The organism is Streptomyces sp. bgisy027 (genome assembly GCF_057710365.1).
Genome location: NZ_JBYIVZ010000024.1, coordinates 71,756 through 97,638, shown reverse-complemented (window position 1 = coordinate 97,638; position 25,883 = coordinate 71,756). Strand labels below are relative to the sequence as shown.

Below are 25,883 nucleotides of genomic sequence, written 5' to 3'. Positions count from 1 at the left end.
ACGGTCTCCTCGACGAACTCGGCCGTTCCGCGGCGGTGCGGGTGCGCCCCGCCGGCCGTCAGGGTTTCACGCCCACCGCTCCGTACTGCGGCACCGCGGCGGGAGAACCCGGGGCGCGCCACTGCGAGCAGGACACCATCCCCGGCTCCAGCAGCTCCAGACCCTCGAAGAAGGCGGCGATGTCCGCGCCGCCGCGGGCGGTGATCGGCGGCGTGGCGTTCTCGTTCCAGAACTCCATCGCCGGGATCTGGCCCTCGCCGCCGACCTCGGAGTCGAAGGTCGGGTGGGTGAGCACCAGGAGGCTGCCGGAGGGAACGGCGGCCATGACGCGCCGCACGATCTCGCGGGCCTTGTCGTAGTCCAGGACGAAGTTGAGGATGCCCAGCATCATCACCGCGACCGGCCGCGTGAAGTCCAGGGTCTGCGCCGCGCGTTCGACGATCGCGTCCGGGTCGTGCACATCGGCGTCGATGTACGCGGTGACGCCCTCATGGGTGCCCGTCAGCAGGGTACGGGCGTGCACCAGCACGATCGGGTCGTTGTCGACGTACACGATCCGTGAGTCGGGCGCGATGCGCTGGGCTATCTCATGGGTGTTGTCCGCCGTCGGCAGGCCGGTGCCGATGTCCAGGAACTGCCGTACGCCCCGCTCCCCGGCCACGAAGCGGACGGCGCGGCCCAGGAAGTCGCGGTCGGCGCGGGCGATGTCCCGGATGATCGGGAACATCCCGGCGACATGCTCGCCGACCTGCTGGTCGACCTCGTAGTTGTCCTTGCCGCCGATCCAGTAGTTCCACACCCGCGCGTTGTGCGCCACACCGGTGTTCAGCCTCGCCGACCCGCCCGACGGGGTGTGGCCATCACTCACGACTCGTCCTCTCCTCGCACGAACGACCGAAACCGGTCATCGTCGCCATTGTGCCGCCCCGTTGATCACGCTGTCCCGGGAATCGGCAGAGCAGAGGGGGGCGTTGGCGTGTGTGCGGGGAGAGAACGGGGCGGGCCGGGCTAGTCGAACTCGCCGGGCGTCGGCGCGGGCGTCTTTCCGGCCAGGACGTCGTTCAGACGCTGCGTGCCGAGCTTGACCGCCTGTTCGACGGAGTCCGGCTGGCCCCCGTCGAGGCCGCCCGCGGTGACGGTGATCGCGTCGGTGCCGACGCGCACGGCGGCGACGTCCTCGGTGACGGTGGCCGACTGGCCGTTCGTCGTCCCGGTCATGGTGACGCGCAGGCCGACGCGGTCGTCGCCCTCCTTGGGCAGCGACGTCTCGATGACCTGGACCGTGCGTTCGCCGCCGCCGTTTCCGGTGACGGTGAACTGGTCGCACTCCTGCGGCAGGGTCTTCAGCCACTCCAGGGATTCCTGCGGGTCGGACCGCTCATAGGCGGCCACCTGGTACAGCAGACGCGACTCGCCCTGCTGGAAGCCGCGCAGCGCCGACGCCCCGGACGGCTTGCCCAGCAACTGGTCGGTGTAGAGGCCGTCGAGCAGCCGCTGGCAGTCCGCGGCGTCCGTCTTCCCGGTGAGGAAGTCGTCCACGTCGACCTCGCCGATGCGCAGGCTGTCGTGCCAGTCGGCGACGTCCGAGTCCTTCACCTGCGTCCAGTCGTCCTCGATGTCCGCCGGGGTGATCAGCGCGGCGACGGCACCGGCCTCGGTGAGGGTGGTGGTCGGGGACGCGGTCGGCGTCTGCCGGGCGACGGCACCGGCCTGGGAGACGTCGCCGCCGTCGTCCGAGCAGGCCGCGGTGGTCAGCAACGCACCGACGGCCAGGGCCGAGGAGAGCACACGGACAGGACGGGACGGGCGACGGATCATCTGGGATGCCTCCTGTGGACGCGACGGATGTCCCCAGCGCACCACCGGTTCTGACGGTCCACCAGCTACGCCGGACCGTTCGAGTGAGCGCCGGGGGAGTCCGTGGGTCGCGTGGCGGCGGCCGCGGCGGGCGCTCGGCGGCGAACCGCGTGCCGGGTCCCGGGGCGGCGCGGGCGGTCTTCCCGGCGGGGAGGGCCTGACGCCCCCGATTTCCGGTACCGATACCTTTCGGGCTTTCTTCGCTGTTCAATGGGAGCGAACGGTGCTATCTCCCGGCGCCCGAGAGGAGCCGCCCCATGTCACCCGCCGCGGTCCCGCCCGTCGGTGCACGCATCCGGCAGGCGCGCCTCGCACACGGGACGAGCCTGCGGGCGCTCGCGCGTGAGATCGGCGTGTCGGCGAGCCTCGTCTCGCAGATCGAGAACGGCAAGAGCCAGCCCTCGGTGAGCACCCTCTACGCCATCACCACCGCCCTCGGCATCTCCGTCGAATCGCTCTTCGACGCGGGCGAGGGCACTGCGGCGCCCGCGGTGACGGCGCCCGCGACGGCCCTCACCCCGGCGCCCGCGACGGCCCTCGGCTCAGGGCCCGGCACGGCCGCGAACCCCGCCCCCGGCACCGTCCTGCACGCCCTCGCCTCCTTCGCCGCCGACCCCGGCCGACGCATAGGGCCGCTGGTCACGCCGGACGAGCGGGAGGTGCTGGAGCTGGACTCGGGTGTGGTGTGGGAGCGTCTCGGCCACGTCCCCGGCACGCACGTCGACTTCCTTCAGGTGACCTACCGGCCCGGCGGCGCCTCCTCCAGCTCCGGCGGCCTCATGCGCCACGCCGGCACCGAGTACGGGTGCCTGACCTCGGGCGAACTGATCCTCACCCTCGGTTTCGACGAGTACACGCTGCGCCCGGGGGACGCCGTCTGCTTCGAGTCGACGACCCCGCACCGCTACCGCAACGATGGAGACGTACCGGCCGTCGGTACCTGGTTCGTGTCCACGGAGACGTTCCGAGATGTTCAGTGACACTTGACACTCGTCCCGGACAGTCGTTCACTCCGGAGTGGGGGTGGTCGCCATGGCGATCCGCACATTCGGACCCAATGCCGTCGACTGGGAAGAGCGCGTCGACCTGGACCGGCTGCGCAGACAGCGGCTGGCGCGCCTCAACGAGACCCTGAACCGCTCCGAGCTCGGCGCGGTGCTCAGCTTCGACTTCGCCAACATCCGCTACATGACCGCCACGCACATCGGCACCTGGGCGATGGACAAGCTGATCCGCTTCGCCCTGCTGGTCCGCGGCGGCGAACCCGTCGTCTGGGACTTCGGCTCCGCCGCCCGCCACCACCAGCTGTACAACCCGTGGCTCGACTACAGCGACGGCAAGGGCGGCCCGCCCACCGGAGCCCGCGCCGGCATCTCCACCCTCCGCGGCGCGTTCCACCCGGACGCCGGCATCGCCGAGGACGTCGCCGCGAAGATCGCCGCCGAGCTGCGCGAGCACGGCCTGGCCGGCGAGCCGCTCGGCATCGACGTCGCCGAGATGCCGATCCTCACCGCCCTGCGCGCCGAGGGCATCGACGTCGTCGACGGCCAGCAGGTCTTCCTGGAGGCCCGCCGCATCAAGACCCCGGACGAGATCTCCCTGCTCACCCAGGCCTGCGCGATGGTCGACGCCGCGTACGAGGAGCTGTACGGCCATCTGCGCCCCGGCGTGCGCGAGAACGAGTGCGTCGGCGTGGTCAGCAAGGTCCTGTACGACCTCGGCAGCGAGTACGTCGAGGGCGTCAACGCGATCTCCGGCGAGCGCTGCTCACCGCACCCGCACGTCTACAGCGACCGTCTGATCCGCCCCGGCGACCCCGCCTTCTTCGACATCCTGCACAGCCACCTCGGCTACCGCACCTGCTACTACCGCACCTTCGCGGTCGGCAGTGCCTCCGGCGCCCAGCGCGACGCCTACGTCCGCTGCCGTGAGTACATGGACCGCGCCATCGCCCTCGTCCGGCCCGGCGCGACGACCGCCGACATCGTCGAGGTCTGGCCGCGCGCCGAGGAGTTCGGCTTCGCCGACGAGACCGCCGCGTTCGCCCTGCAGTACGGCCACGGCGTCGGCCTGTCGATCTGGGAGAAGCCGATCTTCAGCCGGCTGGTCTCCCTCGACCACCCCGAGGTCCTCGAAGAGGGCATGGTGTTCGCCCTGGAGACCTACTGGCCCGCCGCCGACGGCTGGTCCGCCGCCCGCATCGAGGAGGAAGTCGTCGTCACCGCCGACGGCTGCGAGGTCATCACCAAGTTCCCGGCGGAGGAACTGCTGGTCGCGGGCCGCAAGTACTGGACGGTGGGCGGCGAGCTGAACACCCGCCGCGAGTCCCAGTCCCACCTGAACACCGGGACGTCGTGATGGACCCGGCCGAACTCCTCGCCGCCTACGAGCAGATGACCGTCATCCGCCGTACGGAGAAGGCCGCCCACGACCTGTTCCTGAAGGGCCTGGTGAAGGGCACCACCCACCTCGCCGCCGGACACGAGGCCGTCGCCGTCGGCGCGAGCGCCGCCCTGCGGCCCGACGACTACGTCTTCGCCACCTACCGCGGCCACCACCACGCGCTGGCGCGGGGCGCCACGCCGGAGGAGTGCCTGGCCGAACTCATGAGCCGGGCAACGGGGCTGTGCGGGGCCAAGGGCGGCTCCATGCACCTGACCAAGGCGTCCACCGGCATGCTCGGCTCCTACGCCATCGTCGGCGCCCACCTCCCGATGGCGGCCGGCGCCGCCTGGTCGGCCCGGCTGCGCGGCACCGACCAGATCGCCGTCGCCTTCTTCGGGGACGGCGCCACCAACATCGGCGCCTTCCACGAGGCGCTCAACCTGGCCGCCGTGTGGAAGCTGCCCGTGCTGTTCGTCTGCGAGAACAACCTGTACATGGAGTACACGCCGATCGCGGACGTCACCGCCGTGCCCCGGCCCGCCGCCGACCGCGCGCCGGCCTACGGCATCGAGGGCGAGGTCGTGGACGGCAACGACGTCGTCGCCGTCCAGCAGGCGGTGGCCCGCCTCGCGGCGCGGGCCCGGGCAGGAGGCGGGCCCGCACTGCTGGAGGCACAGACCTACCGGCACTTCGGGCACAGCCGCGCCGACCCGGCGACCTACCGTCCGGCCGAGGAGGTCGAACGCTGGCTGAAGCACGACCCGTTGGACCTGGCGCGAGGTCGGCTGGTCGAGATGGGGGTGGCCGAGGCCGTCCTCAGCGAGGCGGACGAGCGCGCGACGAGCGTCGTACAGCAGGCCGTCGAGGCCGCGAAGGCCGCCCCGGCGCCCGATCCGGACCAGGCGCTGACCGACGTGTGGGCCGACGGAGGTGCGGCGTGGCGGACGTGATCAGCTACCGGGAGGCGGTCGCCGAGGGCATCGCGCGGGAGATGCGGCGTGATCCGTCCGTCGTGTGCCTGGGCGAGGACATCGGCGAGGCCGGCGGCGTGTTCAAGACGACCGCGGGGCTGTTCAAGGAGTTCGGGCCCGAGCGGGTGTGGGACACGCCGATCTCCGAACAGGCCATCGTGGGAGCCGCCATGGGAGCCGCGATGACCGGGATGCGGCCCGTCGCCGAGATCATGTTCTCCGACTTCCTGGCCTGCTGCTGGGACTACCTCGCCAACGAGATCCCCAAGGTGCGGTACATGACGGGCGGTCAGGTCACCGTCCCGCTCGTGGTGCGCACCGCCAACGGCGGCGGGCTCGGCTTCGGTGCCCAGCACTCCCAGGCCACCGAGAACTGGGCCCTCACCGTGCCCGGCCTGAAGATCGCCGCGCCGGCCACCCCGGCCGACGTGATCGGCATGATGGCGGGGGCCATTCGCAGCGACGACCCCGTCGTCTTCTTCGAGCACAAGGGACTCCTCGCGTCCAAGGGTGCGCCCGCGCCGCCGGACCATGTGGTCGAGCTGGGTCGCGCCGCCGTCGTCCGCGAGGGCGCCGACGTCACCCTCGTCGCGCTCGCCTCGATGGTGCCGGTCGCGCTGAAGGCCGCCGAGCTGCTGTCCGGTGAGGGCATCGAGGCCGAGGTCGTCGACCTGCGCTGCCTGGTGCCGCTGGACGTCACCACCGTACTGACCTCGCTCGGGCGGACCTCGCGGCTCGTCACCGTCGAGGAGAACCCGTACCAGGGCGGCTGGGGCGCGACGCTCGTCTCCGTCGTCGCCGACGAGGGGTTCACCCTGCTGGACGCGCCGGTCCGGCGGGTGGCGGGGGAGTGCGTCCCGCTGCCGTTCGCCGACGCGCTGGAGGAACGGGTGATCCCCACCGTCGAGAAGGTCGTGGCGGCCGTGCGCGGGCTCGCCGCCTACTGAACACCCCATGGGAGGAAGGGCGATGACCAATCGAACAGTCCTGCGTGGCGGTCACGTGCTGTCGATGGACCCCGACATCGGGGACCTGCCCCAGGGGGACGTCCTGATCGAGGACGGCAGGATCGCGGCGGTGCGGCCCGACATCAGCGCCGACGCCGAAGTGCTCGACATGACCGGCCGGATCGTGATTCCCGGCTTCGTGGACACCCACCGCCACACCTGGGAGGCGTCCATCCGCAACGTCGCCCCCGACGCCACCCTGGACGACTACTTCGTCGACATCCTCGACACCTTCGCCCCGCTGTACACACCCGAGGACGTGTACGCGGCCAACCTCGCGGGCGCGCTGGAGTGCCTGAACGCCGGCATCACCACGCTCGTCGACTGGTCCCACATCAACAACTCCCCCGAGCATCCGGACGCGGCGATCCAGGGCCTGGCGGAGAGCGGCATCCGCGCCCAGTACGCGTACGGCAGCGCCAACACCTCCCTCGCCGACTACTGGTTCGAGAGCAAGATCGCGATCCCCGGCGACGACGTCCGGCGGATCCGCGGGAACCACTTCTCCTCCGACGACGGCCTGCTCACCATGGCGCTGGCCACCCGCGGCCCCGGCTTCTGCCTCAACGACGTCGTCACCGCCGAGTGGGCGCTCGCCCGCGAACTGGACATCCCGATCACCGTGCATGTCGCCATGGGCCGCCTCGCGGGGCGCTTCGGCATGGTCAAGCAGCTGAACGACCTGGGGCTCCTCGGCGCCGACACCACCTACATCCACTGCTGCTATCTCAGCGAGGAGGAGTGGCGGATGGTCGCCGACAGCGGCGGTACGGTCTCGATCGCGCCACAGGTCGAGCTTCAGATGGGGCACGGCTGGCCGCCCGTGATGACGGCCGTCGAGTACGGACTGCGCCCCTCGCTGAGCACCGACGTCGTCACGACCGTGCCCGGCGACATGTTCACCCAGATGCGAGCCGCCTTCGGCGCCGAGCGCGCCCGCGTCAACGCCGACTGCTGGAAGGCCAACATGCCGGTGCCGGAAACCATGTTGACGGCACGTCAGATGCTGGAGTTCGCCACGCTCAACGGCGCCCATGTCGCCGGCGTCGAGGACCGCACCGGCTCGCTCACCCCCGGCAAGCGCGCCGACGTGGTCGCCGTCGACGCCACCGCGCTGAACGTCGCCCCCGTGCACGACGCGGCCGCCGCGGTGACCCTGTCGGCCGACGTCTCCAACGTCGACACGGTCATCGTCGACGGCGTGATCCGCAAGCGGGACGGCCGGCTCGTCGCCGATGTCGACCGCGCCCGGCGACTGGTCCAGGAGTCCCGCGACCGGCTCCTGGCCGCGAAGGAGGCGAAGAGCGCCGCATGACCCGACACCTGGTGCGCCTCGCCGCCGACGTCCCCGAGCCGCCGTACGACGCACTCGGCCACCGGCGGCGGGAGCTCGTGGGAGAGGCGGACGGCAGCGTGCACACCGGCTTCGGCCTGTGCGAGCTGCGGCCCGACGGCCGGGTCGCCGCCCATGTGCACTCCTACGAGGAGAGCTTCCACGTCCTCGACGGTGCCGTGATCCTCGACGTGCCCGAGGGTTCGTACCTCCTGGAGGAGGGCGACTACGGACTCCTCCCGGCCGGCGTCCCGCACGCCTGGCGCGGCGCCGGGGACACGGGCGGCCGCTGGGCCGACATGCTCGCGCCGGTGCCGCGGGCCCGCTACGGCCACGACACCCAGGCAGTCCCCGCGCTGCCGGAACGCGACCCCGTCCGCATCGACGTGCGCGATCCGCGCATCCGGTCCCTCGGCCACTTCGAAGCGGCGCAGATGGACCCCGGCAAGCAGTCGCAGGACCTGCTCGCGGTGTCGGCGAGCATGCGGACCGCGCTCCTCGTGTACAGCGGCATCACCGTGAAGATGATGGTCGACAGCGACCTCGGCGCGGTCGCCTCGACCATGTTCATGGTGCAGTACGCCCCCGACGGCGTCGCGGGCAGCCACGACCACCCCTTCGAGGAGACGTACCTGATCGTCGAGGGACTGGTCGACGCCACCTTCGACGGCGCGCGGTACCGGCTCGGGCCGGGGGACGTCGCCTGGGCGGGCGCCGGCTGTGTGCACGGGTTCTCCAACGCCGGGGAGGGGCCCGTGCGCTGGCTGGAGACACAGGCGCCGCAGCCGCCGCCGCGGCACTCGTACCGGTTCACTCGGGACTGGGATTATCTGAGGGAGGCACTGGGCCGATGAGCAGTGTCCTTGTCGTGGGCGGTACGTCCGGGATCGGCCGCGAGTTCGCCCGCGTGCGCGCGGGGCAGGGCGACGAGGTGGTCGTCACCGGCCGCGACGCCCATCGCGCCGGCACGGTCGCCAAGGAGATCGGGGCCGGTCGGGGGCTCGCCCTCGATCTCTCCCGGCCGAAGGAGATCGCCGCCGCGCTCGCCCCGGCCGGACGCGTGGACCATCTGGTGATCGCGGGTGTCGCACGGGACGAGAACCGGGTCGCCGACTACGACATCGAAGCCGCCCTGCGTCTCGTCACGCTCAAACTCGTCGGCTACACCGAGGTCGTGCACGCCCTCGGCCCACGGCTGCACGACGACAGCGCCGTCGTCCTGTTCGGCGGTCAGGCCAAGGAACGCCCCTACCCGGGGGCGACGACGGTGGCGACCGTCAACGCGGGTATGCGCGGCCTGGTGCACACGCTCGCCGTCGAACTGGCGCCGGTGCGCGTCAACGCAGTGCATCCCGGGGTCGTCGGTGACAGCCCGTACTGGGCGGGCAGACCCGAGGAGGTGCTGGCGGGGCTGCGCGCCAGGACGCCCGGTGGACGGCTCGCCACGATGGCGGACGTCGTGGACGCGGTGGACTTCCTGCTGCGCAACCGGTCGGTCAACGCGGTCGAACTCGCGGTGGACGGAGGGTGGTTGCTGGGCTGAACCGGGGGTCAGCGCTTGAGACCGACCGCCCCGTACAGGGACACCGGCCCGCCGCGGTCGTCCTCCTCCTCGCCGGGCCGCCAGTTCCCCAGGGACACGATGCCCGGATCCAGGACCTCAAGTCCCTTGAAGAGACGGCTCATTTCGGCGTGCGAGCGGGCCACGAGGGTCACCCCGCGCGCCGTGTACGCCGCGATGCCCCGCCGGACGTTCTCCGGATCGAAGTCCGCGGTCATCGCCGACAGCACCAGACAGCTGCCCGGCGCCAGCGCGCCGACCAGCGTGTCCACCAGCTCATGGGCGCCGTCGTCGTCCGCGATGAAGTGCAGCAGCGCGATCAGCGACAGCGCGACGGGACGGTCCAGGTCGAGAACGGCGCCCGCCGCTTCCAGGATCCGCTCCGGCTCCCGCGCGTCGGCCTGCACGTACTCGGTGACGCCCTGCGGGGTGCCGCGCAGCAGGGCGCCCGCGTGCGCCAGGACGATCGGGTCGTTGTCGACGTACACCACCCGTGCGTCGGGGACGACGGACTGGGCGATCTGGTGCAGGTTGGGCTCGGTCGGGATGCCCGAGCCGATGTCGAGGAACTGGCGGATCCCCGCCTCCTCGACGATCGCCCGGGTGGCCCGCTCCATGAACCGGCGGTTGGCGCGTGCGTGCCGCGGGGCGTCGCCCTGCATCGCGGTGATCTGCCGGCCGAGTTCCTCGTCGACGGGGTAGTTGTCCTTGCCGCCGAGGAACCAGTCGTAGACCCGGGCCGGGTGCGGCCTGCTCGTGTCGATCCTCGAAATGGCCGGCTCGGACCCGGTCACGCGACACCCCTGTGTTCGACGGCGATCTGACCCAGCAGTCTGTCACGATCACGGTGCCCGGCAGAGACTGTCTTCGGCCACCTCCTCGGCGGGCGAGGCCCGCACCGACGCGGCCGTGAGCACGGCCGTCGGCACGGGACGCCGCCGCGAGCTCCTGCCGTCGCTCACGGCTTGAGCGGGTCGTGGCCGATCGTCATCAACTGATGGCGTCGGCGCGTCTGTTCGGGCTCGGGTTCGTTCTCCAGGTCCGCCTCCTCGGTGACGGTGTCCACGACGTCGTACATGACTTGGATGTCGGCGTCCGTGAGGTCCGTGCGCCGTTTCTGGAGGATCGAGAGGACGTGCTGCCCGGTCGGTGGGCCGGCCCGGTCCGGCAGCGGCTCGCTGTCCTCCCGGGCGTCGCTGACCCGCAGCCAGCCGGCCAGTTCCTGCGAGGTCATGTTCACCACGCGGTGGAAGTCCTCCCACAGCGCGTCGAGTTCGAGGGCGTCGGTCACGGTGTGCCCCTTGTCTTCGGGTGCGGGCGGTCGTCCGGTACGGCGGGTCGGGTCACTCGTCGCGCGGCCAGTTCTCGGCGTCGAACATCCACCGCTGCTTCTCCAGCTCGCTGGTGATGCCGATGAGCAGGTCCTGGGTGACCGGGTCCGGCTCGGCGGTGGCGGTGATGCGCTCACGCAGCCGCTCGACGGCCGCCCCCAGGGTGTCCACGACCAGCTGGACGACCTCCGTGTCGCGGATCCAGCCCTCCTTCGGGCCGGGCAGCGTGTAGGCCGCGGCGATCGTCTCCGGGCGGCCGTCGGGCGGCAGGCCGAGCGCCGCCGCGCGTTCGGCGACGGTGTCGGCGTACGAGCGGGCGGTGGAGACCACCTCGTCGAGCTGCAGATGGATCGACCGGAAGCGCGGGCCCACGATGTTCCAGTGCGCCTGCTTGCCGATCAGTGAGAGTCCGAGAAGGTCGACGAGCGTGCCCTGAAGTGCGTCACCGGCGACTCGGCGGGCCGGTTCGGGAAGCGTGCTGTTCACCCCAGTCATTCCGGGCTCCTCCTTCTGGCTGGGTCCAGGCCGGACGGAGCGACGCGGTGCGGAAGCGGTGTCCGGCCACCCGGTCCCACCGCGGTGCCGGCCACTTCGGTCACTGCGGTCTGCGACCGCTCCCGTCACTGCGACCACTCCATGACGGCGCGGGTGCCCAGGCCCGAACCGGTGCAAACGCGACGTGTCTCAGCGTGCGAGCACGCTGTCCAGGAAGCGGATCAGGTCCGCGAAGACCTCCGCCTTGTTCGTCTCGTGAAACACCTCGTGCCTGGCCCCGGCGTACACACGCTCGGTCGCGTCCTTCCCGCGCAGCTCCTCGATCCCGACGCGGCTGCCGGCGAGCGGGACCAGCCGGTCGTCGTCGCCGTGCAGCCACAGCAACGGCAGCTCTCCGACCGCGCCGCCCCTGGACACGGTGTCCAGCATCCGGGCGAACGCCTCCACCGTCGGCCGCTTCATCGGCCCGTGCCAGACCAGCGGATCCCCCGCGTACGCCGCGCCCACCGCGGGGTCGCGGGACAGGGCGGCCGGGCTGATGGGCGTGTCGGGGATCTCGGCGCGGGCGAGCAGCCGCCGCGGCAGTTCCCAGTCGCCGATCACCGGCCCGGACAGCACCAGGGCGGCCAGGGCGTCGCCGTACTGCTGTGCGTACCGTGCGGCGACGAGTCCGCCCATCGAGTGTCCGACCAGGACGACCGGTACGTCCGGATGCGCGGCCCGGGCCAGATCGGCGACGGCGTGCAGATCGGCGACCACGCCCTGGAAGTCCTCGATCAGCACGCGTTCGCCCGCCGACCGCCCGTGACCGACGTGATCCGGCCCGAACACCGCCGCACCCTGTCCGACCAGCACGTCCGCCACCTCGGCGTATCGGCCCACGTGCTCGCCGTAGCCGTGGACCACGAGTGCGACGAATCCGGGCCGGGGATTCGGCCATTCGCTCACGACGATCGATCCGCGGTGGCCGTGGAGGGAATGCTCGCGGATGTCGGCCATGGCTCCTCCGGCTGCGACCGGCAGTGGTCGGCTGTCCGATCGGCTGTGTTCGGCTGCGTCGGTGAAGGTCACCGGGGGGATCTTCCCAGGGTGCGACAGATCGGTCTATAGTCCAAAACTAGCGGTGCTAATTAACAGGGTGCCGTCCAAGCTGCCCGGTCAGGAGTCCTGTCGTGCGTCCCGTCCACTTCGCGGCCGCCCGCCGCACCCCCATCGGCAAACTGCGCGGGGCACTGTCCTGCGTCCGGCCCGACGACCTCGCCGCCACCGTGATCAGGGGCCTCGTCGCCGACGTCCCCGCCCTCGACCCGGCGCGCGTCGACGACGTCTACTGGGGAGCCGCCAACCAGGCCGGCGAGGACAACCGCAACGTCGCCCGCATGGCCGCGCTGCTCGCCGGCCTCCCGGAGTCCGTGCCGGGCGCCACGGTCAACCGGCTGTGCGCCTCCGGCCTGGAGGCGGTGACGACCGCCGCCCGCACCATCGCGGCGGGCGAGGCCGACATCGTGCTCGCCGGCGGCTCCGAGTCCATGAGCCGCGCCCCCTTCGTCCTGCCCCGCCCCGACGAGGCACTGCCGCACCGCATCGAGACCCACGACACCCGGCTCGGCTGGCGGCTGGTCAACCCGGCGATGAAGGAACTCCACGGCCTGCTGTCGATGGGCGAGACGGCCGAGGAGGTCGCCGGGCGCTACGGCGTCGCCCGCCAACGGCAGGACGAGTTCGCGCTGCGCAGCCACCAACGAGCCGCCGACGCCCGCAAGAACGGCCACTTCGACGACGAACTCCTGCCGGTGACCCGCCCGGACGGCATCCTCGTCGACAGCGACGAGTGCATCCGTGAGGACACCTCGTACGAGAAGCTGTCCCGGCTGAAGCCGGTCTTCCGTGAGGGCGGCACCGTCACCGCGGGCAACGCCTCACCGATGAACGACGGCGCCGCCGGGCTGCTCCTCGTCAGCGAGGAGGCCCTGAACGAACTGGGCCTGGAGTCCCTCGGCCGCTACGTCGCCGGCGCATCCGCCGGAGTCCACCCCGACGTCATGGGCATCGGTCCGGTCCCCGCCACCCGCAAGGCTCTGGCCCGCGCCGACTGGACGGTCGCCGACGTCCAGGAGGCCGAGTTCAACGAGGCGTTCGCCGCCCAGGCGCTCGCCTGCGTGGACCAGCTCGGGATCGACCCCGAGCTGGTCAACCCCAGCGGCGGCGCCATCGCACTCGGCCATCCGCTGGGCTGCTCGGGCGCACGGATCCTCACGACGCTGCTGCACCGGATGCGGCGGACGGGTGCGGAGCGTGGGCTGGCGACGATGTGTGTGGGTGTCGGGCAGGGAAGTGCGGTGCTGGTGGAGAGGCATTAGCGAGCTCCCGACAGGCGAGACGGTCCTTACCGGTACCTGTTGTCTGCACATACCATCGGTCTCCGCATGGACACGATGACGCTTTGGCACATAACAGGCTGGGAGTTCGCCGCGCTCGCCTTCGCGGCCCTGCTCGTCGGCTTCTCCAAGACGGCCGTGAGCGGGGCCAACACGGTGAGCCTCGCGGTCTTCGCCGCCGTACTGCCCGCCCGCGCCTCCACCGGCATCCTGCTGCCGATCCTGATCGCGGGCGACGTGCTCGCCGTACTCACCTACCGGCGGCACGCCCACTGGCCCACCCTGTGGCGGCTGTTCCCCGCGGTCGCCGCCGGCGTGGTCCTCGGCACGGTGTTCCTGGTGTGGGCCGACGACGAGATCGTCCGGACGTCGATCGGCGCGATCCTGCTGCTGATGGCGGGCGTCACGGTGTGGCGCCGCCGCACGGCCGAGAAGGAGGCCGAGCCGGACTCGGTCACCACCCGGGCCGGCCGGGTCAAGGCCCGTTCGTACGGCGTCCTCGGCGGCTTCACCACGATGGTCGCCAACGCGGGCGGCCCCGTGATGTCGATGTACCTGCTGTCGGCGGGCTTCCGCAAGCTCGGCTTCCTGGGGACGTCGGCCTTCTTCTTCCTGATCGTCAACGTCTCCAAGGTGCCCTTCAGCGCCGGGCTCGGACTCATCGACGGGTCCTCGCTGCTGCTCGACGCCGCGCTGGTGATCTTCGTCGTGCCGGGCGCGGTGCTCGGCAAGTGGGCCGTGGACCGCATCAACCAGCGGCTGTTCGAGCAGCTCGTGATCGCGGCGACCGTCGTGGGCGGCCTACAGCTGCTGCTGCGCTGAGCCCCGCAGGCCCCTCAACAGGGCGGGCAGATCGGCGAACGAGTCGATGACATGGTCCGGAGTACCACTGGCGTCACGATGTGTCTGCGGCAGGTACTTCCCGGTCCGCACCAGCACACCCGTGACACCGGCCCGCTGCGCCGCCAGCACGTCGGACTCGATGTCGTCCCCCACCATCACCGCCTCGCCGGCACCGACCCCGACATGCGCCAGCGCCGCCTCGAAGAACGCGGCCGAGGGCTTGCCGGTGATCTCGGCCTCGACCCGCGCGGCCTTCTCCAGCCCGGCCAGGAACGCGCCGGTGTCCAGCCGCAGCCCCCGCTCGGTACGCCAGTACAGGTTCCGGTGCATGGCCACCAGGCGCGCCCCGCGCTGGAGATGCCCGAAGGCCCGGTCCAGCGCCGCGTACCCGAACTCGGGCCCGGCACCGCCGACGACCACGACGTCGGGCGGCTCGCCGCCGCCCCGGTCCTCGTCGACGAGGGCGACCCCGCCGAGATCCTCGGTGATGTCACCGCTGTTCAGGAGCGCACACCGCGCACCGGGGTAGTGCTCGGCGAGATGAGCTGCGGTGACGGCGGGCGCGGTCAGGATGTCGCCGGCGGACACCGGGAACCCGGCGCCCGCCAGTGTGCGTGCGATCGACGCCCGGGTCCGCGAGGTCGTGTTGGTGACCAGCGCGACAGCGAGCCCCGCCTCGCGGATCTCCCGCAACGCCTCGACCGTCCCGGGCAGCGGCTGCCACGAGACGGTGAGGACTCCGTCGATGTCGATGAGGACGGCCCGTACGGATCCCATACCAGGACGATAGCGGCCGGAAGCCGCCGGGGACCGGCCCGCTCGTTCGCGCCGGACCGGTCCCGTCACCTCTGCTCAGGGAGCGATACCGACGCCGGCGATGCCGCTCCAGGCCCGTTCCTGACGGGCCGTCATGGCCGGCCAGTCCAGCCCGCCCGGCCGCGGCTCGACGCGCGAGGCGTACGGCGCCGGACGGAAGTCGGGGTCGTACAGGCAGCCCGTGCCGTACCTCTCGTCGAAGGCGCCGCACGCCACCGCGACCGACTGCGGCGTGGGCTTCTTCCCCTTGCGCACCCAGGTGTCGAGGGCCGCGATGGACGTGGCGTACTCCGCGCCGCTCAGCTCACTGTGCTCGTGCTCCCGCGTGAACGTCTGCACCAGGTGTCCCTCGCGCCCGGCGCCCCGGAGCGTGGCCCGGTAGGCCGACTCGTGCTCGATGAACGCCGTCGGGTCGTCGATGGCGTGCAGCGTGAGCACCGGGATCGAGACCTTGCCGGTGAGATCGCTGTCGTAGGACAGGTCCCGTACGGCCGTGGGGTCGGGGGCGAAGCGTTCGACACCGGCGTTGAGCGCCGCGTCGTCGTGCGACCCGGAGTAGCGGACGCCCACGTTCCCGAAGGGATTCCGGTCGCCGAGGCGCTCGTGCACGATGTCCCGGAACGTGAAGGTCGCGAACCGCAGATGCGACTCCAGCGTGCGCTCGGGGATCCGGGTGACCGCGAGGATGTCGTCGAGGTTGCGCTGCTGGAGCGCGGTCCGCTCCGCCGCCGGCGACGAGAAGCCGGTGCACTCCTGGAGGCGGGCGCGCAGCCCGGCGGACGTCATGGTCGAGCCGGCGCGCAGGCCCTGCCACAGCGGGTACTGCTGCTCGGTCGGGCGGGGGTGGTTGCCGCAGTAGTACTGGTAGACGACGCGCAGGTCGACGCGGTAGTCGTAGCCGCGCGAGCCGCCGCCCAGGACGCCGTTGGTGAGCAGCGCCCCGTTGTACGTCCCCGGCTTCCCGGCGTAGGTCTCCACGACCTTCGCGGCTACGTTCCCGCCCCACGACTGGCCGTGCACATACGTCCGCCGGGGCTTGCCGAACTCCTCGACGAACAGCCGGCGGGCGCTCTCCGTGTCGGCGGCGGCCATCCGGGTGCCGTAGCCGCCCCGGCGGTAGGACGAGCCCACCCAGGCGTAACCCTCCTTCACCATCACCGACCAGCGGCCGAGGTCGTCGATGCTGCGCGTGGGGTCGGACTCCGCGCCGAGGCCGGGGCCGCCGTGGGCGTGCACGACTAGGGACTTGTTCCAGTTGTCGGGTATGGCGACGGCGTAGTAGGCGCCGTTGGCGTCACGGCCGGTGTAGCAGTCGGCCGTGCCCACGAGATCCGCGGGGCACTCGGCGAGTGCCGGTCCTTCCGCCGTCTCGCCCCGTGCGTTCGAGGCGCCGACGAGGATGCCGACGGCGAGCGCACCTGCCAGCACCGCGGCGAGCGTGGTGCGTCGCCGTGCGGGCGATGGGACAGACCTGCGGATCACTGAGTTCGTTCTCGTCCAGTCCAAGACGCTGCTCCTCGTCCTCGTCGGCGCGTCGCGAGCCGTGCGCCGCGATGCTAGGGAGCGGGCGGGCCGAGGGACCACGGTCTGACTGTTGTGTTCATAGTGTTCGCCGGGTCGAACAGGAACGGGGGCGGTCACGAGCCCCTGCGGGCACGGGAATTGACGGATACGGGCGCGGAGGGCGCCCGAGCGGGCACGGGCGCGTGTACGGGACCGGGGGTGGCGTGAGCTCTGAGGTTGCTCGTAGGGGCACGGGACCGGGGGCGCGAACTACGCTCACTCCATGTCTCCCCGCCACATCCTGATCCTCGGTGGCACCACCGAGGCCCGCGAACTCGCCGCCGTGCTCGCGGCGCGGCCCGGTGTCCGCGTCACCACCTCGCTCGCGGGGCGGGTGTCGCGGCCGGGCGCGGTCGACGGGGACGTGCGGATCGGGGGCTTCGGCGGCGCGGAGGGTCTGGCCGACTGGCTCCGCGCCGAACACGTCGACTTCCTCGTGGACGCCACGCACCCCTTCGCCGAGTCGATCACGGCGAACGCGGCCCGCGCCGCTAGGTCGGCGGTCGTCCCGGCACTGGTCCTGCGCCGCCCCGGCTGGCACCCCGGCCCGGGTGACCGCCGGCACGACGTCGCCTCCCTCGACGAGGCCGCCGCGCTGCTGCCGAGCCTCGGCCGGCGCGTGTTCCTCACCACCGGCCGCCTCGGCCTCGCGGCCTTCGCCCACCTGTCCGACCTGCACTTCGTCGCACGCTCCGTCGAACCCCCCGAGCCCCCCATGCCTGCGCACACCGAGGTGCTCCTGGCCCGCGGCCCCTTCACCCCGTCCGGCGAGTCCGCCCTGCTGCGCGATCACCGCATCGACGTCCTGGTGACCAAGGACAGCGGCGGAACCGCCACCTCCGCCAAACTCACCGCCGCCCGCAGCCTCGCCCTCCCGGTCGTGGTCGTACGCCGCCCTCCGCTGCCGGAAGGTGTGGACGCGGTGCGGGATGTGGCGGGGGTGCTGGAGCGTCTCGGTCTCAGCGGAGGGTGACCGAGGCCCGGATGCGGTCGATGGCCCGCAGTACCTCGTCGCCTGCCTACCGCTGCTCCCCCTCCTCCGCATCCCGGCGGCGCAGCAGATACGTGTCCATGATCCAGCCCTTGCGCTCCCGCGCCTCCGCGCGCAGCCGCTCGATACGGGGCGCGGCCTCGGCGATCGGACCCGAGGCGAGGATCTCGTCCGGGGTCCCGATGTAGGCGCCCCAGTAGATCTCGATGTCCTGGTCGGCGTACTGCCGGAAGGTCTGATGGGCGTCGAGCATCACGACCACGTCGTCCACGTCCTCCGGGAAACCCTCGGCCAGCCGCCGCCCCGTGGTGATCTGCACCGGCCGCGCGACCCGGTTGAGCCCCGTCCGATGCCGGGCGACGAGCGCCGAGACGCTGCTGATGCCGGGCACGACGTCGTACTCGAAGTCCACGGCGCCCTTGTCCAGCACCTCCTGAAGGATCCCGAGCGTGCTGTCGTACAGCGCGGGATCACCCCACACCAGGAACGCGCCGGTCTGGTCCTCGCCCAGCTCCTCGGCGATCAGCCGCTCGTAGATCCCGGCGCGGGCGCTGCGCCAGTCACCGACGGCGGGGGAGTAGGCCGAGCCGCCGGCCGACCGGTCCCGCTCGGGATCGCGGGCCTCGACGACCCGGTACGTCCCCTCGGGTATGTGCGCGTCCAGCATGTCCCGGCGCAGCCGTGTGAGGTCCGACTTCACCTCACCCTTGTCGAGGATGAAGAACACATCCGTACCACGCAGCGCCCTGACCGCCTGGAGCGTCAGCTGCTCCGGGTCGCCCGCCCCGATCCCGATGACATGAATCTTTCGCACGCCCCGAGTCTGCCGCACGCCACTGACACAGCCGTCACCGAGTCCACGCAGGCCGCACCGGGTACCGGAAGCCGGCCGCCCCGAGCTGCCGCGCACCGGTTCCCGCCGTCCGCTGCGCCGCGCACCGGTTCCCGCCGTCCGCTGCGCCGCGCACCGGACGGCGGGAACCGGCCCCGCCGCGCCGTGTGCCGGACCCGCCTACGCCCGCCCGCGCAGCCGCGGCGCCCGCTCCCGAGCGTCCACCCGGCCAGGGCCGTCTTCCACGTCCCCCGCCAGTTCCCGTGCCCACGCGGCCAGCCCCGCGAGATCCATTCCGTACGGCCGCGGCTCCCCGCCGCCGGCCGCCCACTCCTCCACGGCTCCGGCGCCGCGCCGCAGCAGCCTCGCGCCACCCGTCACGTTCCCCCGCGCCGAATGAGTGAGCCCGACCGCCAGCTGCGCCAGCCCGCGCCACAGGGCCCGCTCCTTCTCCGGCCCGGTCTTCCACGCGTCCTCGAACACCTCGTGCGCATGGAACGGTTTCCCCGTGTCCAGCAGTTCCTGCGCCTGAGCGACCGTGGCCTGCGGCGTCCGTACGACACCCTCCGGCTGGCGGGCGACGCCGTCCGCGCCGTACGGCAATGGCCGCCCCAGACCGTCCCGGGGCCGCGCGTTACGCGCCCGCCCCTCGCTGTCCCGGTCCCGCGCCGCCGCCTGCCGTCCTGACGATGTGCTGCCCATACCCCCGATTGTCCATCGCCCCCTCCCCGGGCGGACGGACACCCGCTTCGGAGGGCGTCGGCGTGAGGTAAAGTGCTGTTCGCGCGATCACGCGGTTCACGGCGTGAGAGGCAACGGGACGTGGCGCAGCTTGGTAGCGCACTTGACTGGGGGTCAAGGGGTCGCAGGTTCAAATCCTGTCGTCCCGACTTGCGAAGGAGCAGGTCGGAGGTCATTTCCAGTTGATTGGAAATGGCCTCTTCGTCGTTCTTGGGCCGAATGGGGCCGAGAGCCATGAGGCTTCGCCCGGGCTATTTGAGGCGATTTGTGCTTGATCTTACTTTTTGCGCTCTCTAGTGTTCGCCGGAAGGAAACGCTGCGAGTTCCGAGTCCCGTGCCACCGTCCGGAATCGAGGTGTGGAGCGCGTGCACGCGAGGTGCGGCTGCCGGCCAGCTTCGGGTCATAGGGGGCGTCTCAGAGGGACGCGATGGCTGCGGACGTTCGCCGTACTGCCGTTGCTGGCGTCGGTGCTCGCCGCCTGTGGCAGTGACGAGGGCTCCGGTAGGCCCACCCTCAACTGGTACAACTTCCCCGACGACTCCGGCGCGCTCCAGAAGGCGGCCGACCGGTGCAGCCGGGCGTCGGGCGGCCGCTACACGATCAGCTACAACAAGCTCCCGCGTGCCGCGGACGGCCAGCGCCAGCAGCTCGTCCGCAGACTCGCGGCCGAGGACGACTCGCTCGACATCCTGGGCCTGGACGTCACCTGGGCGGCGGAGTTCGCCGAGGCGCGCTGGATCCGGGAGTGGACGGGGGCGGCCAAGCGACAGGCCGTGGAAGGCACCCTGCGCGTACCGCTGCAGACCTCGACCTGGAAAGGCAAGCTGTACGCCGTCCCGTACAACACCAACACCCAGCTCCTGTGGTACCGCAAGGACCTGGTGCCCACCCCGCCCAGGACCTGGGCCGAGATGCTGGACATGGCCGGCGCCCTCGCCCGGCAGGGCAAACCGCACTTCGTGGAGATCCAGGGCGCCCAGTACGAGGGCCTGACCGTCTGGTTCAACACGCTGATCAACAGTGCGGGCGGCTCGATCCTCAACGCGAGCGCGACCGAGCCCTCGCTCGGTCCTCCTGCCGTGCGCGCCGCCGGGATCATGCGTGAGCTGGCGAACTCCGCGGCCGCGGATCCTTCCCTGTCCAACCAGATGGAGGACCAGAACCGCCTCGCCATGGAGTCGGGGGCAGCGGCCTTCGAGCTCAACTACCCGTTCGTCTATCCGTCGATGAAGGCGAACAACCCCGCACTGTTCAAGAACTTCCGCTGGGCGCCGTACCCCCGGGTCGACCCGAACCGCCCGGCACGGCCCACCATCGGCGGCATCGACCTGGCGGTGAGCGCCTACTCGCGCCACCCCGACCTGGCCTTCGAGGCGGCGCTGTGCCTGCGCGATCGGGAGAACCAGCTCACCGCCGCGCTGGAGGGCGGTCTGCCGCCCACCCTGCGCGCCCTGTACGACGAGCCCGCGTTCATGAAGGAGTACCCCTTCTCCAAGGACGTGCTGGCCGCCCTGGAGTCGGCGAGCGTACGCCCGATCACTCCGGTCTACCAGAACGTGTCGATCGCGGTCTCCCACACGCTGTCTCCGCCGTCCGGAATCAAACCGGTGAGCTCCGTCGACACCATCGGAGAGCAGATCGACGATGCCCTGCGATCCGAGGGTGTGATCCCGTGAACCACCTCCCACCGCACCACTCCGCCGGGCTGCGCCGCAGCGCACGGGCCTCGTCCTCGGGCGGCCTGAGATGAGCACACGGGCGCAACCGGCCGGAGCACCGCCGCCCCCCGAGCCGGAGACGGAGCAGGCGGAGGCGGACCGGGCGGCACTCTCGGCGGGCGCCAGGCAGGAGCGGCGGCTCGGCTGGCTGCTCTGCGCGCCCGCGGTCGTCGTCATGATCGCGGTGACCGCCTACCCCATCGGGTACGCCGTCTATCTGTCCCTCCAACGGTACGACCTGCGCTTTCCCGGACAAGCGGAGTTCGTGGGCCTGAGCAACTACGGGGCGGTGCTGTCCTCCCCGTTCTGGTGGGACGCCTTCTGGGTCACGCTCTTCATCACCGCCGTGTCGGTGGCGATCGAACTGGTCCTCGGAATGGGACTCGCCCTGGTGATGCACCGCACGATCTTCTGGCGCGGCACCGTCCGCACGTCGGTCCTCGTTCCGTATGGGATCGTCACCGTCGTCGCCGCCTTTTCCTGGCAGTACGCCTGGACCCCGGACCTCGGATATCTCGCCGAACTGTTGCCCAGCGGAGAGGCTCCGCTGACCGAACAGTGGCCCGCCCTCTGGCTGATCATCCTCGCCGAGGTGTGGAAGACGACGCCGTTCATGGCCCTGCTGCTGCTCGCGGGCCTCGCGCTGGTCCCCGAGGAGACCCTGAAGGCGGCCATGGTGGACGGCGCCACCGCCTGGCAGCGTTTCACCAAGATCATGCTGCCGCTGATGAAGCCTGCCATCCTGGTGGCACTGCTCTTCCGCACACTGGACGCGTTCCGGATCTTCGACAACATCTACATCCTGACCGCGGGCGCCCATGAAACCGGCTCTCTGTCGATTCTCGGGTACGACAACCTGTTCACCGCGCTGAACCTGGGTATCGGGTCGGCGATCTCGGTCCTGATCTTCATCTGCGTCGGGATCATCGCCTTCACCTTCGTCAAACTGTTCGGCGCAGCAGCACCCGGCGCGGAGGTGAAGCGCTGATGGCCGCGGTGGGAAAGACGCATGCCGTCCGATGGGGAGTCCTGAACGCGGTGGTGGTGCTGTACGCCCTGTTCCCGGTGTGGTGGATCGCCGCACTGTCGTTCAAGGACCCCAGCACGCTGACGGACGGCAACTACATCCCCACGGACTGGACCTGGGAGAACTACCAGGGCATCTTCGAGACCAGCGAGTTCACCCGGGCGCTGATCAACTCGATCGGTATCGCGCTGATCGCCACGGTGATCGCGGTCGCGCTGGGCACCATGGCCGCCTACGCGGTGGCCCGGCTGCGCTTCCCCGGCAAGCGGGTGCTCATCGGGATGTCCCTGCTGATCGCCATGTTCCCCCCGATCTCCCTGGTGTCACCGCTGTTCAACATCGAGCGGATCATCGGGATCTTCGACACCTGGATCGGGCTGATCATCCCGTACATGACCTTCTCCCTGCCGCTTGCGATCTACACCCTGTCGGCGTTCTTCCGGGAGATCCCCTGGGACCTGGAGAAGGCCGCCAAGGTCGACGGGGCGACGCCCGCGCAGGCCTTTCGGCTGGTCATCGCACCGCTGGCCGCGCCGGGCGTGTTCACCACGGCCATTCTCGTGTTCATCTTCTGCTGGAACGACTTCCTGTTCGCGATCTCCCTGACGTCCACCGAGTCCGCGCGCACCGTGCCTGCCGCGATCGCGTTCTTCACCGGGAGCTCCCAGTTCCAGCAGCCCACAGGATCGATCGCCGCCGCAGCTGTGGTCATCACCATCCCGATCATCGTTTTCGTCCTGTTCTTCCAGCGGCGGATCGTCGCCGGACTGACCTCCGGGGCAGTCAAGGGATGAACGGGCCGACCGCGGCGGACAGGCCACCGGTCCGGGACACCGACCGCGGTACCCGGACCCGGAAGGCATGAAGGCAAGGAGGCACCACCCATGGCCGAGATCATCCTCGAGGGAGTCACCAAGCGCTTTCCCGACGGGTCCCTCGCCGTGAAGGACGTGGACCTCGAGATCGCCGACGGCGAGTTCGTGATCCTGGTCGGTCCGTCGGGATGCGGCAAGTCCACCACCCTGAACATGATCGCCGGACTTGAGGACATCACCGAGGGCACCCTGCGCATCGGAGACCGAGTCGTCAACGACCTGGCTCCCAAGGAACGCGACGTCGCCATGGTGTTCCAGAGCTATGCCCTGTACCCGCACATGAACGTCCGGGAGAACATGGGCTTCCCGCTGCGCCTGGCCAAGGTGGACAAGGACACCATCGACGCCAAGGTGACGGAAGCCGCCCGGATCCTCGACCTCACCGAGCAACTGGACCGCAAGCCCGCCAACCTCTCGGGCGGTCAGCGTCAGCGGGTCGCCATGGGGCGGGCCATCGTCCGTGATCCCAAGGCGTTCTTGATGGACGAGCCGCTGTCCAACCTGGACGCCAAGCTCCGGGTGCAGATGCGCACGCAGATCTCGCGGCTGCAGCGGAGCCTCGGCACGACCACCGTGTACGTCACCCACGACCAGACGGAGGCGATGACGCTCGGCGACCGGGTCGTGGTCATGAGGCAGGGCCTGGTCCAGCAGATCGGCACACCGGCCGAGCTGTACGACCTGCCGCGCAACATCTTCGTCGCGGGTTTCATCGGCTCCCCGGCGATGAACTTCCTGAACGCCACTCTGGAGGACGGTGCCCTGCGTTCGTCCCTGGGCGACCTGACCCTCGACGACCGTACGAGGCAGGCGCTGGAACGTCAGAACGCGCCCCGCGAGGTCATCGTCGGGCTGCGCCCGGAGGCATTCGAGGACGTGGCCCTGTCACACGACAGGGACCGGACGGGCCCGGTCTTCACCGCCAACGTGGAGGTACTGGAGTCGCTGGGCTCCGATGTGTATGTCTACTTCACCGCGGAGGGCGGGCCCGCGACGACCACCGAACTGGAGGAACTCGCCAAGGACTCGGGCCTGCGCGACACCGGCGCCGACACCCGCAACATCGTGGCCCGCCTGGACGCCGCCACGCGTGCCCGCGAGGGCGAACCGGTCGAGCTGCAGGTCGACATGGCCAAGGCTCACGTGTTCGACCCGGCGACCGGAGCGAACCTTACGCATCCGGTGACGGCGGACTGACGATGCACCACACAGGGCGTCGACCGCGCAGGCGTCCTGGACGGGGGGTGTCCCGGGGGCGCGGGTTCCACTCCTGCCGTTCCGGCGGTGCGAAGGGCCTGCGCAGGCAGCAGCCCGCGCAGGCCCTTACGCGTTGCCGAACGGAGATCGAATACGCGACCGAGCGCGCGCCCGACTGCGTAGGCTCCGCTGCGAAGAGATCTTCCGCAGCGAAGGGGCACGCATGACCACCGTCTTCTCCCGGATCATGGACGGCGAGCTTCCCGCCAAGTTCGTCTGGCGGGACCCGCAGGCGACGGCGTTCCTTTCCCACGCGCCGCTCACGCCCGGCCACACCCTCGTCGTGCCCCGGCGAGAGATCGACCAGTGGACCCAGGCCGACGCCGAGCTGCTGGCCCACTGCATGCAGGTCGCGCAGGCGGTCGGCCAGGGGGTGCAGCGGGCGTGGGACGCGCCGCGCGCCGGACTGCTCATCGCCGGCTTCGAGGTGCCGCACCTGCACATCCACGTGGCGCCGATGTGGGGCATGGGCAACCTGAACTTCGACCACGCGAAGCCCGTGGCGGACACGGCGGTCCTGGACGAGGCCGCGGACAAGCTCCGCGTCGCCCTGCGCGAGCTCGGCTTCGAACAGGCCGTGGCGCCCGGGGCCTGACCGGCGTCGAGGCCCGGCGGACGGGTGACGACGCCCGCTGGTCGCCCGCCCGTCATCCGGACCGTACGACGCCGGCCGCGCCCGGATGGTAGAAGCGGGCCATGACCAACTCGCTCATCCCTCCGGCCGGTGCCCGATGACCGCCGGCATCGACACCCCCGACCGCCGCGGCCGCACCGGACTCGACCGGGCGGGCCGGAACCTGACCGGCAACCCCCGCGTCAAGGTCCGCGACGTGCAGCTCCTGTCCAGCCACTGGTACGTCGAGCGCGCCACCACCTTCGACTTCCAGCACGCCGACGGCACCTGGCGGACCCAGCAGCGCGAGACGCACGACCGGGGCAACGGCGCGACCATGCTGCTGTACGACGCCGAACGCGAAACCGTCCTGCTCACCCGCCAGTTCCGCTTCCCGGTGTACGTCAACGGCCACCCCGACGGCATGCTGATCGAGACGCCGGGCGGGCTGCTCGACGACGATGACGAGCACCCGGAGATCGCCGTGCGACGCGAGGTCGTCGAGGAGACCGGGCACACCATCGGCGACGTCCAGCACGTCTTCGACATCTACATGAGCCCGGGATCGGTCACCGAACGCGTCAGCTTCTACGCCGCCGCCTACGGCGCCTCGACCCGCACCCACGAGGGCGGCGGCCTGGACGAGGAGGGCGAGGACATCGAGATCCTCGAACTGCCCTTCCGCCGGGCCCTGGAGATGATCCGGACCGGGGAGATCGCCGACGCCAAGACCATCATGCTGCTCCAATGGGCCGCGCTGGAGGGGCCGTTCGCCAAGTGAGGACGAAAGAGGGCGCCTGAAGCCGAGTGACGTCCACCAAGCTCGGCGCCCGCCCGCCGGCCCCCGGCACCGGCTACGTCGACAACGCCGAGGGCCTGTCGGCGAAGGTGATCCCATCGAGGACCGGAACGTCCCCCTCCAGGAGACCGTCGGAGGGTTCGCCGAGCTGGTCGAGCCATCTGCGGGCCGAGCCCGGTCTGACGCTGGTCGCCTACTCACCGCTGCTGAAGGGCGCGAACACCCGCCCGGACGTCGCGCTGCCCGGCGACTTCGACCACCCGGGCACCCCAGGCCCGGCTGAAGGTGCTGCGCGAGGTCGCCGGGGAGGCCGGCGCCACCGTCAACCAGGTCGTCCTGGCGTGGCAGACCGGCGCCGAGCTGCATGTCCTCCCCCTGGTCGGGGCGTCGTCCGTGGCCCAGCCGGCGGAGAGCCTTGCGGCCGTGGACCTGGAGCTCGCCCCGGAGCAGCGGGAACGGCTCGACGCGGCCCACTGACCACCCCGGGAG

Annotated in this window: 26 protein-coding genes, 1 tRNA gene and 1 pseudogene; 18 read left to right on the top strand and 10 right to left on the bottom strand. The window is 71.1% G+C overall.

Translation table 11 applies throughout. From position 1 onward, the window contains the following. Positions 1–58: 58 nt before the first annotated feature. Both AC3ETA_RS24710 and AC3ETA_RS24705 read right to left on the bottom strand, forming a co-directional pair. Complete coding sequence (locus AC3ETA_RS24710; protein ID WP_432195085.1) at positions 59–868, bottom strand: SAM-dependent methyltransferase; 810 nt, start codon at positions 866–868, stop codon at positions 59–61. A gap of 140 nt (positions 869–1,008) precedes the next feature. Beyond that, complete coding sequence (locus AC3ETA_RS24705; RefSeq protein ID WP_432195084.1) at positions 1,009–1,818, bottom strand: hypothetical protein; 810 nt, start codon at positions 1,816–1,818, stop codon at positions 1,009–1,011. Between the two features lie 296 nt (positions 1,819–2,114). Between AC3ETA_RS24705 and AC3ETA_RS24700 the strand changes: the two genes are divergently transcribed. Genes AC3ETA_RS24700 through AC3ETA_RS24670 form a run of 7 tightly spaced genes read left to right on the top strand, consistent with a single transcriptional unit; the run spans position 2,115 to position 9,096 of the window. Next, positions 2,115–2,837, top strand: coding sequence for a helix-turn-helix domain-containing protein (locus AC3ETA_RS24700; RefSeq protein ID WP_432195083.1), 723 nt, complete (start codon positions 2,115–2,117; stop codon positions 2,835–2,837). 52 nt (positions 2,838–2,889) lie between these two features. After that, positions 2,890–4,215: a M24 family metallopeptidase gene (locus AC3ETA_RS24695; RefSeq protein WP_432195082.1), complete on the top strand. Its 1,326-nt coding sequence runs from the start codon at positions 2,890–2,892 to the stop codon at positions 4,213–4,215. Further along, complete coding sequence (locus AC3ETA_RS24690; RefSeq protein WP_432195127.1) at positions 4,215–5,192, top strand: thiamine pyrophosphate-dependent dehydrogenase E1 component subunit alpha; 978 nt, start codon at positions 4,215–4,217, stop codon at positions 5,190–5,192. The genes AC3ETA_RS24695 and AC3ETA_RS24690 overlap by 1 nt, the downstream gene beginning before the upstream one ends. Continuing rightward, positions 5,180–6,160 (top strand): alpha-ketoacid dehydrogenase subunit beta, encoded by a 981-nt coding sequence (locus AC3ETA_RS24685; protein WP_432195081.1) that lies wholly within the window; start codon positions 5,180–5,182, stop codon positions 6,158–6,160. Before AC3ETA_RS24690 ends, AC3ETA_RS24685 begins: the two co-directional genes overlap by 13 nt. A gap of 22 nt (positions 6,161–6,182) precedes the next feature. Further along, the gene (locus AC3ETA_RS24680) at positions 6,183–7,535 is read left to right on the top strand and encodes an amidohydrolase family protein (protein WP_432195080.1); all 1,353 of its coding nucleotides are present in this window, start codon (positions 6,183–6,185) and stop codon (positions 7,533–7,535) included. Further along, on the top strand, positions 7,532–8,407 hold the full coding sequence (locus AC3ETA_RS24675; protein WP_432195079.1) for a cupin domain-containing protein: 876 nt from the start codon (positions 7,532–7,534) through the stop codon (positions 8,405–8,407). The genes AC3ETA_RS24680 and AC3ETA_RS24675 overlap by 4 nt, the downstream gene beginning before the upstream one ends. After that, positions 8,404–9,096, top strand: coding sequence for an SDR family NAD(P)-dependent oxidoreductase (locus tag AC3ETA_RS24670; protein WP_432195078.1), 693 nt, complete (start codon positions 8,404–8,406; stop codon positions 9,094–9,096). The genes AC3ETA_RS24675 and AC3ETA_RS24670 overlap by 4 nt, the downstream gene beginning before the upstream one ends. 8 nt (positions 9,097–9,104) lie before the next feature. Here AC3ETA_RS24670 and AC3ETA_RS24665 read toward each other — a convergent pair whose 3' ends face one another. The 4 genes from AC3ETA_RS24665 to AC3ETA_RS24650 all read right to left on the bottom strand — a co-directional run bounded on the left by AC3ETA_RS24665 (position 9,105) and on the right by AC3ETA_RS24650 (position 11,939). Further along, positions 9,105–9,908, bottom strand: coding sequence for an SAM-dependent methyltransferase (locus tag AC3ETA_RS24665; RefSeq protein ID WP_432195077.1), 804 nt, complete (start codon positions 9,906–9,908; stop codon positions 9,105–9,107). Positions 9,909–10,072: 164 nt separating this feature from the next. Then, complete coding sequence (locus AC3ETA_RS24660) at positions 10,073–10,405, bottom strand: DUF3140 domain-containing protein (RefSeq protein ID WP_432195076.1); 333 nt, start codon at positions 10,403–10,405, stop codon at positions 10,073–10,075. A 52-nt stretch (positions 10,406–10,457) separates the two neighbouring features. Continuing rightward, a complete protein-coding gene (locus tag AC3ETA_RS24655) occupies positions 10,458–10,940 on the bottom strand; it encodes a Dps family protein (RefSeq protein WP_432195075.1) in 483 nt (160 codons plus the stop codon). A gap of 189 nt (positions 10,941–11,129) precedes the next feature. Further along, positions 11,130–11,939, bottom strand: a complete 810-nt coding sequence (locus tag AC3ETA_RS24650) for an alpha/beta hydrolase (RefSeq protein WP_432195074.1) — start codon at positions 11,937–11,939, stop codon at positions 11,130–11,132. 173 nt (positions 11,940–12,112) lie between these two features. Between AC3ETA_RS24650 and AC3ETA_RS24645 the strand changes: the two genes are divergently transcribed. Continuing rightward, entirely contained in the window at positions 12,113–13,300 is a 1,188-nt protein-coding gene (locus AC3ETA_RS24645) for a thiolase family protein (protein ID WP_432195073.1), read from the top strand. A 66-nt stretch (positions 13,301–13,366) separates the two neighbouring features. After that, positions 13,367–14,140: a sulfite exporter TauE/SafE family protein gene (locus tag AC3ETA_RS24640; protein WP_432195072.1), complete on the top strand. Its 774-nt coding sequence runs from the start codon at positions 13,367–13,369 to the stop codon at positions 14,138–14,140. Here the strand turns inward: AC3ETA_RS24640 and AC3ETA_RS24635 are convergent. After that, the gene (locus AC3ETA_RS24635) at positions 14,120–14,938 is read right to left on the bottom strand and encodes an HAD-IIA family hydrolase (protein WP_432195071.1); all 819 of its coding nucleotides are present in this window, start codon (positions 14,936–14,938) and stop codon (positions 14,120–14,122) included. The two genes, AC3ETA_RS24640 and AC3ETA_RS24635, sit on opposite strands and share 21 nt — an antisense overlap. Before the next feature lie 75 nt (positions 14,939–15,013). Beyond that, positions 15,014–16,459, bottom strand: a complete 1,446-nt coding sequence (locus tag AC3ETA_RS24630; protein ID WP_432195126.1) for an alpha/beta hydrolase family protein — start codon at positions 16,457–16,459, stop codon at positions 15,014–15,016. A gap of 304 nt (positions 16,460–16,763) precedes the next feature. Here AC3ETA_RS24630 and AC3ETA_RS24625 point away from each other — a divergent pair, with 304 nt between their 5' ends. Continuing rightward, complete coding sequence (locus AC3ETA_RS24625; protein ID WP_432195070.1) at positions 16,764–17,513, top strand: cobalt-precorrin-6A reductase; 750 nt, start codon at positions 16,764–16,766, stop codon at positions 17,511–17,513. A gap of 46 nt (positions 17,514–17,559) precedes the next feature. Here AC3ETA_RS24625 and cobF read toward each other — a convergent pair whose 3' ends face one another. Together cobF and AC3ETA_RS24615 are read right to left on the bottom strand one after the other, a co-directional pair. Beyond that, entirely contained in the window at positions 17,560–18,345 is a 786-nt protein-coding gene (gene cobF / locus AC3ETA_RS24620; RefSeq protein WP_432195069.1) for a precorrin-6A synthase (deacetylating), read from the bottom strand. Positions 18,346–18,543: 198 nt separating this feature from the next. After that, positions 18,544–19,065, bottom strand: coding sequence for a DUF309 domain-containing protein (locus tag AC3ETA_RS24615; RefSeq protein ID WP_432195068.1), 522 nt, complete (start codon positions 19,063–19,065; stop codon positions 18,544–18,546). Between the two features lie 114 nt (positions 19,066–19,179). Between AC3ETA_RS24615 and AC3ETA_RS24610 the strand changes: the two genes are divergently transcribed. The 8 genes and pseudogenes from AC3ETA_RS24610 to AC3ETA_RS24575 all read left to right on the top strand — a co-directional run. Then, positions 19,180–19,253 (top strand) — tRNA-Pro (locus AC3ETA_RS24610). A gap of 307 nt (positions 19,254–19,560) precedes the next feature. Then, the gene (locus tag AC3ETA_RS24605) at positions 19,561–20,781 is read left to right on the top strand and encodes an ABC transporter substrate-binding protein (RefSeq protein ID WP_432195067.1); all 1,221 of its coding nucleotides are present in this window, start codon (positions 19,561–19,563) and stop codon (positions 20,779–20,781) included. Positions 20,782–20,851: 70 nt separating this feature from the next. Further along, positions 20,852–21,811 carry a carbohydrate ABC transporter permease gene (locus AC3ETA_RS24600; RefSeq protein WP_432195066.1) on the top strand — a complete coding sequence of 320 codons (960 nt, stop codon included), beginning with the start codon at positions 20,852–20,854 and terminating at the stop codon, positions 21,809–21,811. Beyond that, positions 21,811–22,644 (top strand): carbohydrate ABC transporter permease, encoded by an 834-nt coding sequence (locus AC3ETA_RS24595; protein ID WP_030967155.1) that lies wholly within the window; start codon positions 21,811–21,813, stop codon positions 22,642–22,644. Before AC3ETA_RS24600 ends, AC3ETA_RS24595 begins: the two co-directional genes overlap by 1 nt. Positions 22,645–22,734: 90 nt before the next feature. Next, complete coding sequence (locus AC3ETA_RS24590) at positions 22,735–23,922, top strand: ABC transporter ATP-binding protein (RefSeq protein ID WP_432195065.1); 1,188 nt, start codon at positions 22,735–22,737, stop codon at positions 23,920–23,922. 223 nt (positions 23,923–24,145) lie between these two features. Continuing rightward, positions 24,146–24,577 carry an HIT family protein gene (locus AC3ETA_RS24585; RefSeq protein ID WP_432195064.1) on the top strand — a complete coding sequence of 144 codons (432 nt, stop codon included), beginning with the start codon at positions 24,146–24,148 and terminating at the stop codon, positions 24,575–24,577. Positions 24,578–24,713: 136 nt separating this feature from the next. Further along, a complete protein-coding gene (locus tag AC3ETA_RS24580) occupies positions 24,714–25,376 on the top strand; it encodes an NUDIX domain-containing protein (RefSeq protein WP_432195063.1) in 663 nt (220 codons plus the stop codon). A gap of 26 nt (positions 25,377–25,402) precedes the next feature. Beyond that, a pseudogene (locus tag AC3ETA_RS24575) lies at positions 25,403–25,871 on the top strand (aldo/keto reductase); the annotation flags it as partial. Positions 25,872–25,883: the final 12 nt, after the last annotated feature.